Source organism: Paraglaciecola sp. (genome assembly GCF_039964565.1).
GTDB lineage: Bacteria > Pseudomonadota > Gammaproteobacteria > Enterobacterales > Alteromonadaceae > Paraglaciecola.
On record NZ_JBDVXF010000017.1, the window covers coordinates 1 to 16,383 of the forward strand.

Here is a 16,383-nt window from a genome sequence, read left to right on the forward strand (position 1 = left end):
TGGGTAAGCCTTCTTGTCGTTTTTGCAGTTCAGTGGATATATTCGCGTTGTAGCGATAGCTATGCGCGCCTTCTATGAGTAATCGTCTGGCTCGGCCATTACCGCATTTGGTGATAGCGCCTAATCTCCGTTTTCCGCCGCTTGAGTGTTCACTGGGCACTAAGCCCACATAACTCATCAGCTTTCTAGGGTGGTCAAATCGATTTAAATCCCCTAGCTCGGCTACGACACCAGTGGCGACTAATAACCTCACTCCTCGCATAGCTTGTACGGCTTTAACCACTGGATAATAACGCCAACTGGCTACTTGATGGGAGAGTTCATTATCTAAGCGCTCTATTCGGCTAATACGCTCTGTAATTGTTTGAATCGCTTCTTGCAATACAATCTGTTGTGCAGGGTGAGGCAAGACTAATTCGGTTAACCAATGCAGGTGTGCGGCATTCCAATTGTCCTTTATTTTACAGTTGATGTTGTTGCGCAATAACATGGCTTTAAGTTGATACTTAGCGTCTTTCAAATCCTTCATTGCGACCTCACGGGCTCGAGATAAGTCGCGTACCGCTTCATCTTCCGGCTCAGGTACATAAATAGGTGTGAGGTCTTCAGACTTAAGCAGTTTGGCGAGCATCATGGCATCGCGCTTGTCGGTTTTGACTCTATCCCCTGGTTTCTTAGGAATGAGTGACGGTGCCACTACATAACAGCAATGCCCAAGGCTGGTAAGTAAGCGATAAATCCAATAACCACACGGGCCCGCTTCATACACAAAATGTAAAGTGGCATTAGGGTATTTTGATTCAAACTGACGGGCTAGTTTTTTTATCGCAATCTTACTGCTTGACTGCCTGCCTAAGTGGATAGGTTTAGCGCCGCGTTGGTCTTCGATGTAGGCCACTTCGATAAACTCCTTGTGAGTATCAAGGCCAATAAAAAGTATGTTATGTTTGTTCATGCTGATCTCCTTTTATTAGTTTGTTCAACACAACTATTATGGCTCTGGCCGGGCCACGCTGGCTTAGCTAACCCACGAAAAATTGGAGATCAGCACCTTTAAAGGTGGCTCGTGTGGAGTCATTATGTCTAGGTATTTATCAAATTAAATTTTCTAATTTAAAAATCCATAACGTCATACCTACACTACGTATACATAATACTAGGGGAGTTCTATAACGCCTTTTAAATGGTTTATGGCGTTTGAAATCCTAATGCACGGTTAACAAGGCGTTAAGAATACTTTCTAGCGACCGTTTGAACGTAATAGTAACGAGCCTCAACAATGTATTGAGTGCTTCTTCCTAGTTAACGTGATTTTTCCGCGCCAATTGTGCAACGTAAATACCACTTGCACCTGTATGTGTACAAATTTACAGAGTCTATTTTAATTGCTATGAATATTAGGGCTTCGCGTTAAGTGGCGATACATCGTGCCAGTAAATGTTGGCAAGGGCTTTTAATGGACGATTATGAAGCACTAGATTCGAAACGGATCATCGTCGTGAGGACGAAGTTAGCTATTGTTTTATTCTTTCAACAGGGTAGTGAATAATTAGAATTTCATTTCGCTGTAAATATGCTACAAAAATAAGGGCGTGTAATATTTGTTAGTGAATACTTCTGCTTGAGGTATTTAAAAATGGTGGCCCTTCCCTGACTCGAACAGGGGACCTGACGATTATGAGTCGTATGCTCTAACCAACTGAGCTAAAGGGCCATTTTCATTTTTATGTGCTTTAAGTCCTAAGTGGCCTAAAAGCGACGCGCAGTATAAGCAGTTTTTTAGGACTTGTCATCACTTTGAGGCCTCTGAAAGTGCAAGAAATAGCAATTTATAATTCAACTGCTTAATAATTGTGCGTTAATGCTACTGCATTGGCTAAATTTTGAATTTTTTGTGGTCACTTAGGTGAGCAATAAAATTGAGGCGGGGGATCTCGGTTAGGGCCGAGCCCCCGAAGTTAATTTTATGCTGTTACCTTTGATTGAAAAAATCAAAGGTAGTGCGCCGGATTGGAATAGCGCGTTGTAAAAACACTGATATCAACCCCATAAGTAACCAAAAACTTACGCTGCCTCCCCCTGAAGAATTGGATTGAGGTTGAGCAACAGCAACCACAGTGACCGAAATATTAGCGGTACTGGTTAACCCAAAATCGTCAGTAACAGTGAGTGAAAACTCTAATGTTGTCGCGCCACTAGGGGCGGTAAAGCTGGCTTGTGCATTGTTGGCATTATTAATGGTGACGGTAGTACCAGATAGTTGTTGCCACTGATAACTAAGAGGTTGGTTTTCTGGGTCGCTACCACTGCCCACTAAGGTAACGCTTTGTCTGGTATTGACTTCAAAGTTATCTCCTAGGGTGGCTACGGGGGCTTGGTTCGATTCGTCATCGCGGATAGCGATAGTTAAGGTTGATTGGTCGCCAAGTGTATTGGGGCTATCGCTACTAAGCGTTAAAAGTAGTGACTCTTGAGTTTCAGTTTCACTGTCGTTGATAATAGTGATGTCTATAAACTTGTCGGCACTGTCTCCGTCTGTCCATGTAAGTGTGCCATTTACCCCATTGGCATCAACGTCTAATAATGCCGTTTCTGGGCTAAGTAAATAGTTGACACTTAACTCACCATCGCTACCGCCTTGGCGGGTCACTGCAACTTGTACTGTTCCACTGGTTTCTTGTACGGTTATTTCATTTGTTGCAAATACAATCTGCCCTTGATTGAGTGCATCTATAATTTGCACTGTGGCAATGCTCGGATTGACCAGCGTTGCCCCGTTTTTGGGATCAAATAGTCGTATGAACAGAGTTTCCGTTATTTCATCTAAGTCATCGGAAGTGGTTTGTAGCACTATATTTTGCGATTCGGTGTCGTTAGTTGACCATTGTAATTCGCCACTTGTTATCTCAAAATCCTCTAGATTGGCAGAGCCTGGTAATATTTCGTACCCCACAGTGCTGGCGCCATTTCCGGTTTTGTTGACCGCTATGCTGATGCTTTGGCCTTCATTAACACTCGTTTGTTTGGTTTCGAAGTGGAGTGTGGCTGTGTTGTTATCTAATGTTTGGTCTTGAAGGATATATAGGCCGCTGTTGATATCGCTGACTATAATATTGCCGCTAGGTAAAAATGGGTAAATACCCCATGCGCCGTTAAATCCAGCGTTGTTGGATACTGGATAAGTATCGAAAAAACCTACCTCAACAGGGCTACTTGGATCAGTGATATCTAAAACCGTTACGCCACGTTCATAGTTCGACATGTAATAGCGGTTTCCACGCACAAAACCATTATGGTCTATGGCGCGAGTGGGGCCGGTCCAAGTTCCCACTAATGTTGGTGTAGTCAAACTACTAATATCAAATATATTTAAAGTGGTGTTCAGGCTGTGCCGTTGTTCATCTAGTTCGTCATGTACGATGACAAATTGTTTATCGTCACTTGTCCATCCTGAGTGGGTGTATTCAGCATTAGGATACGATCCTGCGCCTAACTCGATGGGCTGATTTTTATCAGTGTGGTCCCACACGATAAGTTCATCTTCGTTGAAATCTAAAAAAACTAAACAGTCATTGTTATTGGCTTGCACACAATCGGTTTGGGCCCGTGCGTCATTGACTATTAGTGATGCGGCATCATGAGTGTAATCGTTGCGGCTACCAGACGAATTAGAATAAGTGGCGCCCAATGTTTCAGGATCGCTTAAGCTGTAAGAACGAAACGAACCGCCAAACAAATTAGATCCTAAAATATGCACTGCGGGCTCTTGCCCGGCTAGGGGGATATTCAGTGAGTAGTCGAGGTTACTGATGTATATATTGTGAGCAGTTGCATCGGTAGTTTGACGTCGGACTAATGAAATCCCATTCTCCAAATCGTTCAAATCGATGATAGTTAATCCTTCGTTGGCTTCGGTCGTAGAATAGGCATAGGCCTTCCAGCGCAATGAAGCAGGGTCAAAGTACTGGTAAACCTTGATGTCTCTCCAAGATGAAGACAGTCCAAGAATGCTGCCTACCACTTCAGGAGCGGTGGGAGAGGTAACATCAATCACAGCTGCGCCATTTATCAAGCCTACTATGGCGTATTCCTTTTGCGTGTTTAAATCTACGTGGCCCCAAATATCATTTGCTGCAGATGGATTGTTGGGAAAATCACTTAAAGGAAGGTGGGCCAATAGCGACATATTATTGCATTCAAAACCATCGGCACTGTTTTCTACGCAGGCTTTACTGACTTGTTTTTGCTGCATCATTTGCAACTTAGTACTATTTAGACCTTTTGCTTGTGCACTTAGTTTTGCTAACCCTTTGGTATCACTTATAACGTTAAAACCTTGTTGACTAAGCTGTTGTGCATATTTAACTGGTACACCAGAAACCGTAGTGAGGTAAGTATCGGGACTTTGAGCTTGATACTGCTCAACTTGGTTATAACCGCCAAGAACGGGCACAATTTGACCAGTGAAATATAATAAATCTTGTTCTGATTTTATCTGGTATTGGCCTTGGGCGACTAGAATTGTATCGCCTTTATTGGCTTTTTGAGCCGCGTAAGTGACTGTTTTGCAAGGGCGAAATCGATTACCGCAATTGCCTATGTCTTCGCCGTTGCTTGCCACAAAACGCGCCTTGTCGTGTTCTGCATGGGCCGTAACGCCTTGACTGTACCCTATCGCCAGTATCATTATGACGCCAATTAAACACCGCATGAAAATTACCTATTACTATATGAAGCTTGTTAATACCTTACCTTTTAGACCCGACATATCAAAATTTTTGTTCTCTCATGGACAAATAAAAGTATTCTCGCTTTTTGTTATAAGTTGCTTAGCTGTACTCGTCAGTAGCTGTTCAAAATTAGATGGAGCACACAGTATTGCCTTTGAGGTTTGGCATAATGGTAGTCCCTTAGATTGCAATGAGTTTGCGCATCATCAGCAAAATTGGTCTATCGAGCAACTGGCTTTTTTTATCAGCAATGTACAATTATCGGCAAAAGGAGCGGATATAAAACCACAACTGAGCACAACCCCTTGGCAAAGCGATGGTGTGGTGTTGGTGCAACCTTATTTGCCAGGCTGTGATATAGAATCCACTGCTAAAGCGCAAACTGAGCTTGGCAAACAAGCTTCAGATGAAGCTCTTAAAACCAATGATTATTTGCAATTTGCTGCGCCTGTCGATCTTGATTCGGCGCAACACCTTTCATTTTCCCTTGCCGTACCTTTTGGGCTTAATCACCAAAACCCTTTATTACAGCCTTCGCCACTGAATCTTCCTAGCATGTTTTGGTCATGGCGTTCTGGTCATAAATTTTTACGTTTAGACATGCAAAGTCCAAACAATAATTGGGTGTTTCATATGGGCAGCGTAGGATGCAGCGCCGCTTCGACCATGCGTTCACCCCAAGAAGAATGTGTGCAACCTAATAGAGTGCGATTTGATTTAGACAAACAGAATAATGGCGCCAAGCTTGTATTGCATCTAGACAGACTCATTGCTGATACACCTTTACAACGAGACGGGTCATGTTTGTTTCACTCGAAGCAACAAAGTTGTGATGTTTTGATGTCTAACTTAACCACTCAAAACGTATTTGAATGGCATTAATTATGGGTCCAAGTTACTTGCTTAAATTAGCAGGGTATCTGGTTGTTTTTGGTGGGCTACTAAGTTGTAAACCGCCAGCTGAGAATCAAAACCAATACGATTGGCAACTACCTAAGGGATTTCCAAGCCCGTTAGTTCCACAAGACAATCCAATGTCGGTTGCTAAAGTAGTATTAGGAAAGCAGTTATTTTTTGATGTGGATTTGTCATTTAATCAAACTATGTCTTGCGCGAGTTGTCATCAGCCAGAGTATGCTTTTTCTGAACCGAAAAAAACTGCCGTGGGAGCAACAGGGCAAAACCATAGGCGCAATACCCAATCCTTAGTGAATGTAGCTTATAACAGTAACTTGACCTGGGCGCATTCAGGATTAAATAGTATCGAGCAGCAAATTTTAATACCGATGTTTTCTGAAGACCCAATCGAGCTAGGGATAACAGGGCATGAGAACGAAATATTACAAAGGTTTACTAATAAGAGATATGCGGCACTATTTGATAATGCCTTTGATGATAAACAGGTCAATTTTGATAAAATAGTCAAAGCACTCGCCAGCTACGTAAGAAGCTTAACCAGTTTTGCTTCTGCATTTGATGAGTATGCCTATCAGAACAACGATGCTGCAATGACTGATTCCGCTAAAAGAGGCATGGAATTATTTTTTTCTGAGACCTTCGAATGTTTTCATTGTCATGGTGGATTTAATTTTACGCAGTCGAGTCAACATCAGAATCAAAGGTTAGACCTACGACCTTTTCATAACACGGGGTTGTATAACCTTGATGAAAAAGGGGCGTATCCTACAATTGACCAGGGCTTGATAGAAGTTAGCTTGCAACCCCAAGATATGGGCAAGTTCAGAGCGCCCACCTTGCGTAACGTAGAAGTCAGTGCACCTTATATGCATGATGGAAGTTTGCAGACCTTAGACCAAGTCATTGAATTCTATGCTGCGGGTGGTAGAGAGCAAGGTGTTTCTAACCCATTGAAAAGTCCGTTTTTGGCTGGTTTTATGCTGCAACCGCAACAAAAACAGGATCTCATTGCTTTTTTGCAAAGCTTGACGGATCGGCAGTTTTTAAAATCTAATGTAAATCATGGATCTAAATCTCCTTGACCGTATAAAAACTAAGGGGTGCAAGGGCAAAAGAACTTTGGTATCTTCTTAAAATAAAAGGTTAACAAACCTTAAACTAATTATAATCAGAGCAGTTTCAATGGAGAACAAAATGACCGAGAAGCCCTTTTTAGTAAGTGGTCGCAATACCCTGATTCATAAAATACGGAAGTTGGATTTACTTGTCGTTAATGGTGAGGACCATCCTCCGGTTGTTGTTACCCACAAAGGCATTAAAGAATATGCCGGTAAAGTGCCTGAGAATAAACGCGAAGCTAAAAATCAAGATATGGAGTTAGTTGATGTAACCAGCATCGATGTCTTTGGTGAAGAAAAAATACTGTTATTTGTGCAAACTATTAATGGCAAAGAATATAAGATTGATTACAGTAAACATGGCACTCCGTTGTTTATTAAGATCCACCAGGAAAACGCTTTTTAATTTAATCGCTCAGTCATTCACCTCAAAAGCCCTGTTATCCAGGGCTTTTTTGTATCTACTATTTATTATTGAAATACCAATCCGTACTGTTGTTCAGTTATGGCCTGCAGATCACTGTTGGACTCTTTTAATACTGGAGAATGTAACAAAATAACTCACAATTCGATTAACTTAACATTAACAACGATAGTTTATCGCTGAAGATAGTAGGTTGGTCGCTTAGTCGCATTTAGCCGCGCTTAAGCTATTTTCATCATCTTTAAATCGCCTTGCCCTCTACATTAAGCATGAACTTGCAATCATGCAGACTTAAACAAACACAAGGTGAGACGTCATGAAAAAAATCATTATTGGTAGCATATTAACCGCAGGATTATTTTTAGCCGGAAGTGCACAAGCGAAATATATCGATAAACATACTGAAGCAAATTTAGTTAAAATATGTGAGGCGATCCAAAGTGATAGTAAAATTAAACTACATATTGCCATTAGAGACAGTGGTATTAATCCCAAAGCAGTAAGTAAAGGTTTAGTCTGCAATGGTTATGATCCCGTGACTTTTGCGATTGTGAGTAAAGCTGAAAATACCGCTAAATTTATGGCTCGCATGAGTAAAGTTAACTATGAAGAATTACTGGCTAAGTTATAGAGCATTAGCCATGACATTCCTAAAGTGAGTGATTTTTACCTGCTATTGTTTGCCCTGAACTCAGGTTGGAAACACTCACTGTTTTTCAGAAAATAATTCGCTCGAACAGCGTATAATTTTTTGGTTGACCAATTTTTGAAAACTAAAAATTCCGTCCCTAATTAAGTGGGGATTAGACACACTGTGCGTTATGTTCGTCCCTAAGCTAGCTTCCCAATTGAACTTTTTGATAGCGTCGTAAAATCGGCAAGCTGCATCCGCAGCAAATCGATCATTTATAATTAAAAACACATATCAGGGAGTTTTTCATGGGAAAAATTACATTTAGAAAAAATATAACAGCCTTAGCTGTGGTAGCAGCACTGGGTTTTTCAGGGGCAGCATTTGCACTTGATACTGGTGGTTTAAAAATTCGAGTCACTGACGCTAACGGTAGCCCAGTATCTGGCGCCACAGTATTGGTTAAAGCTCCAGATTCTTTAGCAAGTAAAGACGCAGTAACAGATGCAGACGGATATGTAACGCTTAGGGGCTTAGATGCTTCTAGCCAATATACAGTCAGTATAAACGGCGACAACATCCAGTCTTTTGAAGCAACCAACGTTAGGGTTCAAACAGGTAAAAGCCTAAACCTTAGTTATGCAATTGGCAGTTCTTCAGATATGGAAACAATTACTGTTTCTGGTCGTTCAATGGCTGCGATTGATACAACTTCAGCAACAACTGGGTTAGATATTACCCTTGATATGACTGAGTCACTTCCTACTGGTCGTTCTTATCAGTCTTATTTACAGTTGACTCCAGGTGTTAAACCAAGTTCTGGTGGTAACCCTTCTTCTAAATCAGGTGTTAACTACTCTGATGCAGGTGGTGCTGTTGGTGTTTCTACTGATAACGTTTATTACATCGATGGCGTAAACGTAACAGACAATGAATCTGGTACTTTCGGTGGTAACATCAACTCTGAAATCATCCAAGAACAACAAGTTATTACTGGCGCCGTTCCTGCTAAATATGCTGGTGGTGGTGGTTTAGTATCACGAGTAGTGACTAAGTCAGGTGGTAATGAGTTTCATGGCTCTGTTAACTATTATTTGCAAAACGATAGTTTAGTTGGCGATTACGACAATGAATCTCAGGCTGCTGCTGGATTCTCAACCTTTGATACTGCTGTCACATTAGGCGGCCCAATAATCAAAGACAAACTATGGTTTTTTGCTTCTTACCAAGTTAAAAATCGTGAAGACGATGTAACCGATCCTGCAACAGGCGAAATTTCACGTTCTGTTGAAGACGAAAGTAAACTAGGTTTTGGTAAACTTACTTGGCAAGCGACAGAAGACGATCGTTTAGTCTTAACTTTCTTCAATGATCCTACTGATATTTCAGGTAGAAGTGATTTCGATGTATTATCAAACCGTGACCGTGCGCGTACTCAAGGTGGTAATAACTATAAACTTGACTATTCCCATACTTGGGATGATGTAGTGGTTAACGCTGGTTTTATGAGGCACGAATCGGAACTTTCTGATTTAGCTAAAGACAAATCAACTCGTAACGATGTGGCTTATCTTGCAGATGCAGCAACGACTACTCAGGCTGACACTGACCTTGGTGGTTTGGGTTCAGATACCCTTAGAGACCGTAATAAAGAAAGTGCTTATGTGAATATTGAGTATTACTTAGACACCGACTTTGGTTTCCATACGATTGAAGCGGGTTACTCTGCCGAAACCAATGAAAACATCACTAACGAAGTGTATACAGGTGACGGAGCGCTATATACCTCTATTGCAGCTTCAGATGCAGGTGTGACGTTTGCGGAATACACTGACGTAAACTCTGCTTGGGTTGGGGTTAAAGATCTTTCTGAAGATGATATCAACCGTATCGCAGAAGGAGCAGGTATAGATGCTGCAGACGTACCAGGGATAGTTTTTGACAGCACAGCTGGCAACCCTACTGGTGATATTAACGCGTATCGTATTATTCAAACACAACAAGCTGAGTCTAAACTTGAGACAGAAGGACAAACCTTTTACATCCAAGATAAAATCATTATTGATGACCTAACTTTAAATATTGGTTTTCGTGCAGAAAAATGGGAGCACATCGCTTCTACTGGCGCCACAATATTCACTTTCGATTGGGATATTGCACATCGCTTGAGCGCGGTTTACGACATCAATGGTGACGGTGATTCTAAAGTATGGGCTTTCGCTGGTCGTTATTACGATCCAATCCGTACGGATATGACGTCATTTGCGGGTGACCTAACCGGTTCTGTTCGTGAAGAGCAAATCTTTGTAAATGGTGACTGGAGTACGTTCCGTACTCGTGGTGGTGTAGCTACTCAAGACGCATTCTTTTCACCTACTACTAAGACCCCTTACACAGATGAATACTTGATCGGTTATTCGAAAAACCTATCTGAAAATACCAATTTGTCTGTTACTTATACCAATCGTAAAACCAGAGATATCATGGAAGATTACGACCTAGGTGTATATACAGAAGGTGGCCAACTAGACGGTACTAGCCTAGCGTTGCCTCTGGCATATTTTGGTTATGATGAAAACCCTGGTTCTAACTACGTTATCGGTACCTTAAAAGGTGGTAAACGTGATTATCAAGGTGTTGAAGTAGTCTTTAGTAAACTACGTTCAGATAACTGGACTATGCGCGCGTCGTATACTTATAACGATGCTCAAGGTAACACTAACTCGGATGGTAACGCCGACTTACAGGGTGACTTCTATTACTTAGATCCTCGTGCGCCAAATATGTACGATGACCAACCTGGTAATATTGAACATTCAGCTCGAATATTCGGTACTTATTACTTCGACAATGGCCTAGAAATTGGTGCGGTTTATAACTGGAACTCTGGTATTTTGTATAACAGAGCAACCAACGTTTATGGTCGTTATTTACCATTGCGTGAAACAGAAACTTATGACTTCGGTGGTTATGATGGTTTGTGGATTGCACCTGGTAACGTAGCCAGTGAAAAAACGCCAGCATACGGTACATTGGATATGCGTGTTAAATACACTTATGACTTCAGTGAAGACTACTCAGCTGAGTTCTTCTTAGACATCTTTAACGTCTTAGATGATCAAGCGGTTCTTGAAGAAGAGCAGTTTGTTGCAGGTAGTGGTTCATTTGCCTTCGGCGAAGCAAAAGACTGGGTTGAACCTCGTCGCTTCTACCTAGGTGCTAAATTTGTATTCTAGTTTTAATTAGAATCTTTTAGTCAGATAAAACCAGTAGTGAATAACTACTGGTTTTTTTATTTGTGAAGTAATAAAAATAAATAGGTCGGTTAACAATTTGTTATGCATTTCACTAATGCTTACATTTAGCCTGAGGTTGAGAGGTAGTTGTTGTTGCAAATATGTCAAAATGTTGCCTAATCGATATATGGTGGCGTTCATCCCATCATCTGGATGATTCATCACATTTTGGTTTTAATTCAAACAGATAAACCTAAACTAACAGCGTCGGAGTAGTGACCCGATGAATATATGTTTTTACCAGATTCACAAGAACATGTATTGCTTCCTGAATTAAGCAAAGGCTGTTGCCATTTGGTGCAGCCTTTTCTTGTTTTTAACTAATGAGACGATAAAAGTTGGTGTCATTAATCCCAAATAACCGCATTTGGTCTCACAAATGTTCTATGTTTATCCCCCCGAATGTATATTCTGTCCCACATAAATTCAGGAAAGATATATATGTATCACTGCATAGTTATTGATGATGAAAACCTGGCTAGAGAGAGAATAACCAGTTTTGTAGAGCAGCAGAATAACTGGCTAATAGATGGCCAAGCGGGCGAATATAAAGAAGCCGAAAGTTTACTGCTAAAACATCGACCAGACGTATGTTTCATGGATATTAATATTATTGGTGGTAGTGGTATTGAGTTAGCTGGGAAACTGGCAAAAAGCCTTGATTGCCACTGGGTGTTTACGACGGCGTCGAGTGATTATGCGTTACAAGCATTTGATATTGAAGCGACCGACTACTTGCTTAAGCCATTTGAAAACAGTCGATTGGCGGCGGTGTTGCAAAAAGTTGAAAATCAGAAGCGCAATACAGTTAAACCGTGCAAAAGCATATTAGCTGTGAAATCTGTAGGTGCGGTTGAATTTGTGAATGTGCAGGACATTATTTGGATAAAAGGTTCGGCCAATTACGTAGAACTTCACTGTGAAAATCGTATGTTGTTGCATAGAGAAACCCTGTCCAAGTTAGAAATGCAGCTCGACCCACAACAGTTTATCCGTGTGCACCGCTCTGCGATGGTAAACGTTGAGAAAATTAATTCGTTGAGTAGTGAGCTAGGCCGGTTCTCGTTATTACATTTGAACAACGGTGATGAAGTCAAAATCGGACAGGGTCATAAGGCCTCACTTTTCGAAGCGTTAGGGGTAGATTCTTAATTCATGTACTTTAAGTTGAACATATAAGTGAATGGCACAGCAGAAACATTTATAGCCAAAAAAGATAAACCCTCATTTTGGCTATTGCACGGTTTAGGGTGGATGACCTATGTTTTTATTTTCACGGTGGACAATGTGTTTTTCTATCGCGATTTCAACAAACTAGGATTAGAAGTGTTTTTCCCCTTGGTGTTGTCGGGGGTCTTTGCTGCATTCCTTACATGGCCGCTAAGATATATTTATCGCCATTGTTGGGGCTTACCTTCGGGGCAATTAATAGCCGCTATTATGTTGGGGAGTTTAATTGTTTCAGGTATTTGGACGCCAGTAAAAAATCTAGCTATGTGGTATTACTACGAGGATTTTGATGTTGTAGCCTTAATTTCAGGCAATCCATCAGAGGACTTTAGGTGGTATATGCTGTTTATGTCGGCTAGTTACGCGTTTTTTATGATATTTGTATGGAGTACGTTGTATTTTGGCATCAATTACCATTATCGACTGATCAACGAAAAAAAGCTTCATATTGAAGCCGTTCGCTTATCTCATATTTCGCAAATTAAAATGTTGCGTTATCAAATTAATCCACATTTTTTATTCAACACACTAAACGCAGTCTCCACCTTAGTATTAAGAGGTAGTAAGGACAAAGCCAATGGTATGCTAATTAGGTTGTCTACGTTTTTACGCTTTTCCTTAGATAATGATCCTGAAAAAAAGATCCGTTTGTATGACGAATTAAAGGCATTAATGCTGTATTTGGAAATCGAAAAAACACGTTTCGACGACAGGCTAACAGTCAAATTCGAAATTGAACCACATACTGAAGCCTTACTTGTGCCAAGTTTGTTGTTGCAACCTTTAGTTGAGAATTCTATCAAATACGCTATTGCGCAGATGTCCAGTGGTGGATTAATTGAAGTGAGCGCTAAGTGTAAGGATGGTTCTTTACATTTAGAGGTGGCAGACAACGGACCTGCTCAAGATAATGCCTTGTTGGATGCCGCTGCTGATGCTAAAGAGCAAACTGCTTCTGGTCATAAAGGAGTGGGTGTACAGAATATTATCGACCGCCTCAATGTTTTGTATCCAAATAATCATAGTTTTGAGATTATTCGTGGTGGAACACGAGGATATCGTGTGAAAATTTCAATACCAATGGAGTATTCATGAGTCGTCAGTTGACAGCCATTATAGTTGATGATGAGTCTTTGGCCAGAGAAGGATTAATGCTGAGGTTAAAGGATGACACTAGGTTTGAAGTGGTTGCACAATGCCCTTCTGCACAACATGCACTGTTGGCTATTGAAGAGTTTCACCCTGATATTGCGTTTGTCGATATTGAAATGCCAGGATTGAGTGGGCTTGAGTTGGCAGAGCAACTATCCAAAAATACTGCACCTGTACCTAAAGTTGTGTTTGTAACAGCATTTAGGGAGTTTGCTATTAGTGCCTTTGAATTTCAGGCTTTTGATTATTTACTTAAGCCCTTTTCGGATGACAGGTTAGCCAGTTGTTTAAGTAAACTGGTGGATTCGTTTTTTGACAGTGATGTAGTGCTGCAGCATCAAAAACTAGACGAATTACTGAGTCGTAAAACTGGGAACTCTATAGATGGTTTTATACGCAATCTAGAGGTTTCAGGTGGAGGCTCAATGAGTGAGTTGCAGCAAACTGTTTCAATGAAAAGTGGTTCAGAGTGGCTCAGAGTGAAGCTCGATGATATCTCTTGGATTGAAGCGGCCGGTGATTATATGTGTGTGCATACTTTGGACGGAACCCACATTATTCGTAAAACTCTTAAACAATTTGAGCAGGAGCTCGACCCTAACCTTTTCCCTAGGGTCAATCGTTCTGCAATGATTAATTTGAGCAAATTGCAAAAACTAACCCCCAATTCCAACGGTGAATACTTAGCGCAACTCACATCGGGTGACAGTGTTAAGGTCAGTCGAAAATATAAATTTAAACTAGAAGAATTGCGAAAGGACAACCAATCCTAAGCTTGTATCGAATCATGTCATTTGATAACGACTAAATTACGCCTAGCTCTATGGCTTTAAGCACTGCGCGGGTTCTATCTCGTACCTCAAGCTTAGAAAGAATCGCAGAGACTTGATTTTTAACTGTTCCTTCGGATTTAAACATCGCACTTGAGATTTCTTTGTTACTGTAACCTGAAGCCATCAAACGTAACACCTCTTTTTCTTTTTCAGTAAGTTCGGGAGATTCTTGTTGTTCCAAGTCTTGTCGCGGGCGTTTTTTTAAGCCTTGAATAATGCGCTGGGTAATCGCTGGCTGGATTAAAGTGTTACCTTGATGAACGGTTTTTATGCCTTCAACTAAGGTTTCCAACGACACATCTTTCAGTAAGTATCCTTTTGCTCCACTTTGAATCGCTTGCAATACTAATTGTTGATCATCAAAGGTGGTTAGCATGATAACAGGGATAAGAATATTAGCTGCTTGCAAGCCTTGCATTGCGTCAATGCCGGTTTGAATAGGCATACTTATGTCCATAAGAATGACATCAACACACTGATGACCAACATGGTGTAGAACATTTAGCACTTGATCGCCGTCATTGGCTTCTGCAACAACTTCAATTTCTTCTGATAGTGATAGTAAACTCTTAATGCCTTCCCTCACTAAGGTTTGGTCGTCCACTAACATTACGTTGATCATTGGGCTGCTTGAGGAACAATAATAGAAGTACGAAACCCATTAACATTATGGGTAAAACTGACGTCGCCACCAATTAGTTCCAGGCGTTCTGCCATACCTCGCAATCCGTTGCCCACTTTAAGATGTTTTATGGGTTTACCGTTGTCACAGATGTTCACAGCAATAGCCTGTTCTAGTTGTTTAATATCCAATTGCAATCTATCCGCAGTACTGTGTTTAATGGTGTTGGTCAACGATTCCTGCACACATTTGACTATAGTATCGGCGATATTGACTTCACTAATTTTGACATTGTTATCAAACTGAAGCTGTACTTTTAATCCAGGTAAATTGTCACAAAGTGCCAGTAATGCGTCTTTCAGTTCGATATTTGATTTTTCTCTAATCTCTGACACCGCCTCTCGTACATCACTCAGTAGTAACTTTGCCAATCCATGACAGGTTTCGATTTTTTCTTTGGCTTCACCTTGGCTAATTCTCGAGGCGACTTGCAAATTAATGGTTAAAGCTGTCAGGTGATGACCCAATAAGTCGTGGATGTTTCGCGCAATTCTCACACGCTCAGCTTGTTTGTTGGCTTGGCTGAGCAATTTCTGGGTTGCTAATAATTGGCGATTGAGTTGATTAGCGTGTTCTTTGGCTAGTCGCTCTTTGTTGGCAGTATTGACCATAATCAAGGCGAAAATGTTAAACATAAAAAATAACACAGCTGACATTAAGGCGTATTCTTCATGCCAATAATACTGGTAAATAAGCCATAGTGGCGCTGACCAAAGCGGGGCACTCAAGATCGCTAATCTCATTGATATAACAGTAGGCAATAAGGTGCACCAAATGGTAACTAATATTGCCGAATAGTTGTATGGCACCGTAAAGTATAAACCTATCACGCAGCCATATTGGGAGATCAGCAACGCAATTTTAAATGTTCTAGAAAAATTATTGGTAAATGTTTGCGTAGACAGCAGCCATAAAGTAATAAAAGTCAGATGTAGGCACGCGGCTACTAAAACACTGCCTAAATCAAAACTATCACTCACTAACATAAAGTAACAAGCACTAAAACTGACGACAGCCCAAGTGCCCACAGCACTAAACATATCTAAAGAAAAAATAGGTTTCAGTTTTTGCAACAACACTTTTTGTAACATTATGAAGGCCGATAGTTTTTATTATTTGGTGTAGCTTAGCAGCCTATTATCGCCTGTTGCTATAGCCCATTAGTCATATTTAGGAAGGTGACTTTGGCACTAATATTGAGCAACAACGCCAGTTAAGATGAGAGGTACTTGTAATACCAATCCATCCTAACAATTGATCGCTCAGCGAGATTTAAAATCACCTAATCAAGGCGCTCGAATGAAGCAATAGTTATTCTATTGTAAGTTCGAGCAACGCAGAGTAGGTGCTTTTAAACCTCGCCCAAAGG

12 protein-coding genes and 1 tRNA gene are annotated in these 16,383 nt (G+C 40.9%); 8 read left to right on the top strand and 5 right to left on the bottom strand.

What is annotated here, in order from left to right; all coding sequences use genetic code 11:
• The 3 genes from ABJK37_RS07930 to ABJK37_RS07940 all read right to left on the bottom strand — a co-directional run.
• A partial coding sequence (locus ABJK37_RS07930) for an IS110 family transposase (protein ID WP_348351836.1) occupies window positions 1–955 on the bottom strand: 955 nt, incomplete at its 3' end.
• A gap of 682 nt (window positions 956–1,637) precedes the next feature.
• Window positions 1,638–1,714 (bottom strand) — tRNA-Ile (locus ABJK37_RS07935).
• 258 nt (window positions 1,715–1,972) lie between these two features.
• Window positions 1,973–4,711, bottom strand: coding sequence for a choice-of-anchor B family protein (locus ABJK37_RS07940; protein ID WP_348351838.1), 2,739 nt, complete (start codon window positions 4,709–4,711; stop codon window positions 1,973–1,975).
• Here ABJK37_RS07940 and ABJK37_RS07945 point away from each other — a divergent pair.
• The 8 genes from ABJK37_RS07945 (at window position 4,689) to ABJK37_RS07980 (ending at window position 14,272) form a co-directional block, all read left to right on the top strand.
• Window positions 4,689–5,612: an MbnP family copper-binding protein gene (locus ABJK37_RS07945; protein ID WP_348351840.1), complete on the top strand. Its 924-nt coding sequence runs from the start codon at window positions 4,689–4,691 to the stop codon at window positions 5,610–5,612. The two genes, ABJK37_RS07940 and ABJK37_RS07945, sit on opposite strands and share 23 nt — an antisense overlap.
• Complete coding sequence (locus ABJK37_RS07950) at window positions 5,603–6,730, top strand: MbnH family di-heme enzyme (protein WP_348351842.1); 1,128 nt, start codon at window positions 5,603–5,605, stop codon at window positions 6,728–6,730. The genes ABJK37_RS07945 and ABJK37_RS07950 overlap by 10 nt, the downstream gene beginning before the upstream one ends.
• 112 nt (window positions 6,731–6,842) lie before the next feature.
• Window positions 6,843–7,172 carry a hypothetical protein gene (locus tag ABJK37_RS07955; protein WP_348351844.1) on the top strand — a complete coding sequence of 110 codons (330 nt, stop codon included), beginning with the start codon at window positions 6,843–6,845 and terminating at the stop codon, window positions 7,170–7,172.
• A 334-nt stretch (window positions 7,173–7,506) separates the two neighbouring features.
• Entirely contained in the window at window positions 7,507–7,821 is a 315-nt protein-coding gene (locus ABJK37_RS07960) for a DUF3718 domain-containing protein (RefSeq protein WP_348351846.1), read from the top strand.
• Between the two features lie 308 nt (window positions 7,822–8,129).
• The gene (locus ABJK37_RS07965) at window positions 8,130–11,057 is read left to right on the top strand and encodes a TonB-dependent receptor (RefSeq protein ID WP_348351848.1); all 2,928 of its coding nucleotides are present in this window, start codon (window positions 8,130–8,132) and stop codon (window positions 11,055–11,057) included.
• A gap of 501 nt (window positions 11,058–11,558) precedes the next feature.
• Window positions 11,559–12,269: a LytTR family DNA-binding domain-containing protein gene (locus ABJK37_RS07970; protein ID WP_348351850.1), complete on the top strand. Its 711-nt coding sequence runs from the start codon at window positions 11,559–11,561 to the stop codon at window positions 12,267–12,269.
• A gap of 27 nt (window positions 12,270–12,296) precedes the next feature.
• Entirely contained in the window at window positions 12,297–13,442 is a 1,146-nt protein-coding gene (locus ABJK37_RS07975) for a histidine kinase (RefSeq protein WP_348351852.1), read from the top strand.
• Window positions 13,439–14,272: a LytTR family DNA-binding domain-containing protein gene (locus ABJK37_RS07980; protein WP_348351854.1), complete on the top strand. Its 834-nt coding sequence runs from the start codon at window positions 13,439–13,441 to the stop codon at window positions 14,270–14,272. The genes ABJK37_RS07975 and ABJK37_RS07980 overlap by 4 nt, the downstream gene beginning before the upstream one ends.
• Before the next feature lie 31 nt (window positions 14,273–14,303).
• On the opposite strand, the gene ABJK37_RS07985 is transcribed toward ABJK37_RS07980, so the two are convergent.
• On the bottom strand, window positions 14,304–14,954 hold the full coding sequence (locus ABJK37_RS07985) for a response regulator transcription factor (protein ID WP_348351856.1): 651 nt from the start codon (window positions 14,952–14,954) through the stop codon (window positions 14,304–14,306).
• A complete protein-coding gene (locus tag ABJK37_RS07990) occupies window positions 14,951–16,105 on the bottom strand; it encodes a histidine kinase (protein WP_348351858.1) in 1,155 nt (384 codons plus the stop codon). Before ABJK37_RS07990 ends, ABJK37_RS07985 begins: the two co-directional genes overlap by 4 nt.
• Window positions 16,106–16,383 lie beyond the last annotated feature (278 nt).

Excerpts from the sequence above, each read along its gene's own strand:
- ABJK37_RS07955 (WP_348351844.1), top strand. The coding sequence starts at position 6,843 with ATGACCGAGAAGCCCTTTTTAGTAAGTGGTCGCAATACCCTGATTCAT.
- ABJK37_RS07960 (WP_348351846.1), top strand. The coding sequence starts at position 7,507 with ATGAAAAAAATCATTATTGGTAGCATATTAACCGCAGGATTATTTTTA.
- ABJK37_RS07985 (WP_348351856.1), bottom strand. The coding sequence starts at position 14,954 with ATGATCAACGTAATGTTAGTGGACGACCAAACCTTAGTGAGGGAAGGC.
- ABJK37_RS07950 (WP_348351842.1), top strand. The coding sequence starts at position 5,603 with ATGGCATTAATTATGGGTCCAAGTTACTTGCTTAAATTAGCAGGGTAT.
- ABJK37_RS07965 (WP_348351848.1), top strand. The coding sequence starts at position 8,130 with ATGGGAAAAATTACATTTAGAAAAAATATAACAGCCTTAGCTGTGGTA.
- ABJK37_RS07945 (WP_348351840.1), top strand. The coding sequence starts at position 4,689 with ATGACGCCAATTAAACACCGCATGAAAATTACCTATTACTATATGAAG.
- ABJK37_RS07990 (WP_348351858.1), bottom strand. The coding sequence starts at position 16,105 with ATGTTACAAAAAGTGTTGTTGCAAAAACTGAAACCTATTTTTTCTTTA.
- ABJK37_RS07940 (WP_348351838.1), bottom strand. The coding sequence starts at position 4,711 with ATGCGGTGTTTAATTGGCGTCATAATGATACTGGCGATAGGGTACAGT.
- ABJK37_RS07980 (WP_348351854.1), top strand. The coding sequence starts at position 13,439 with ATGAGTCGTCAGTTGACAGCCATTATAGTTGATGATGAGTCTTTGGCC.
- ABJK37_RS07970 (WP_348351850.1), top strand. The coding sequence starts at position 11,559 with ATGTATCACTGCATAGTTATTGATGATGAAAACCTGGCTAGAGAGAGA.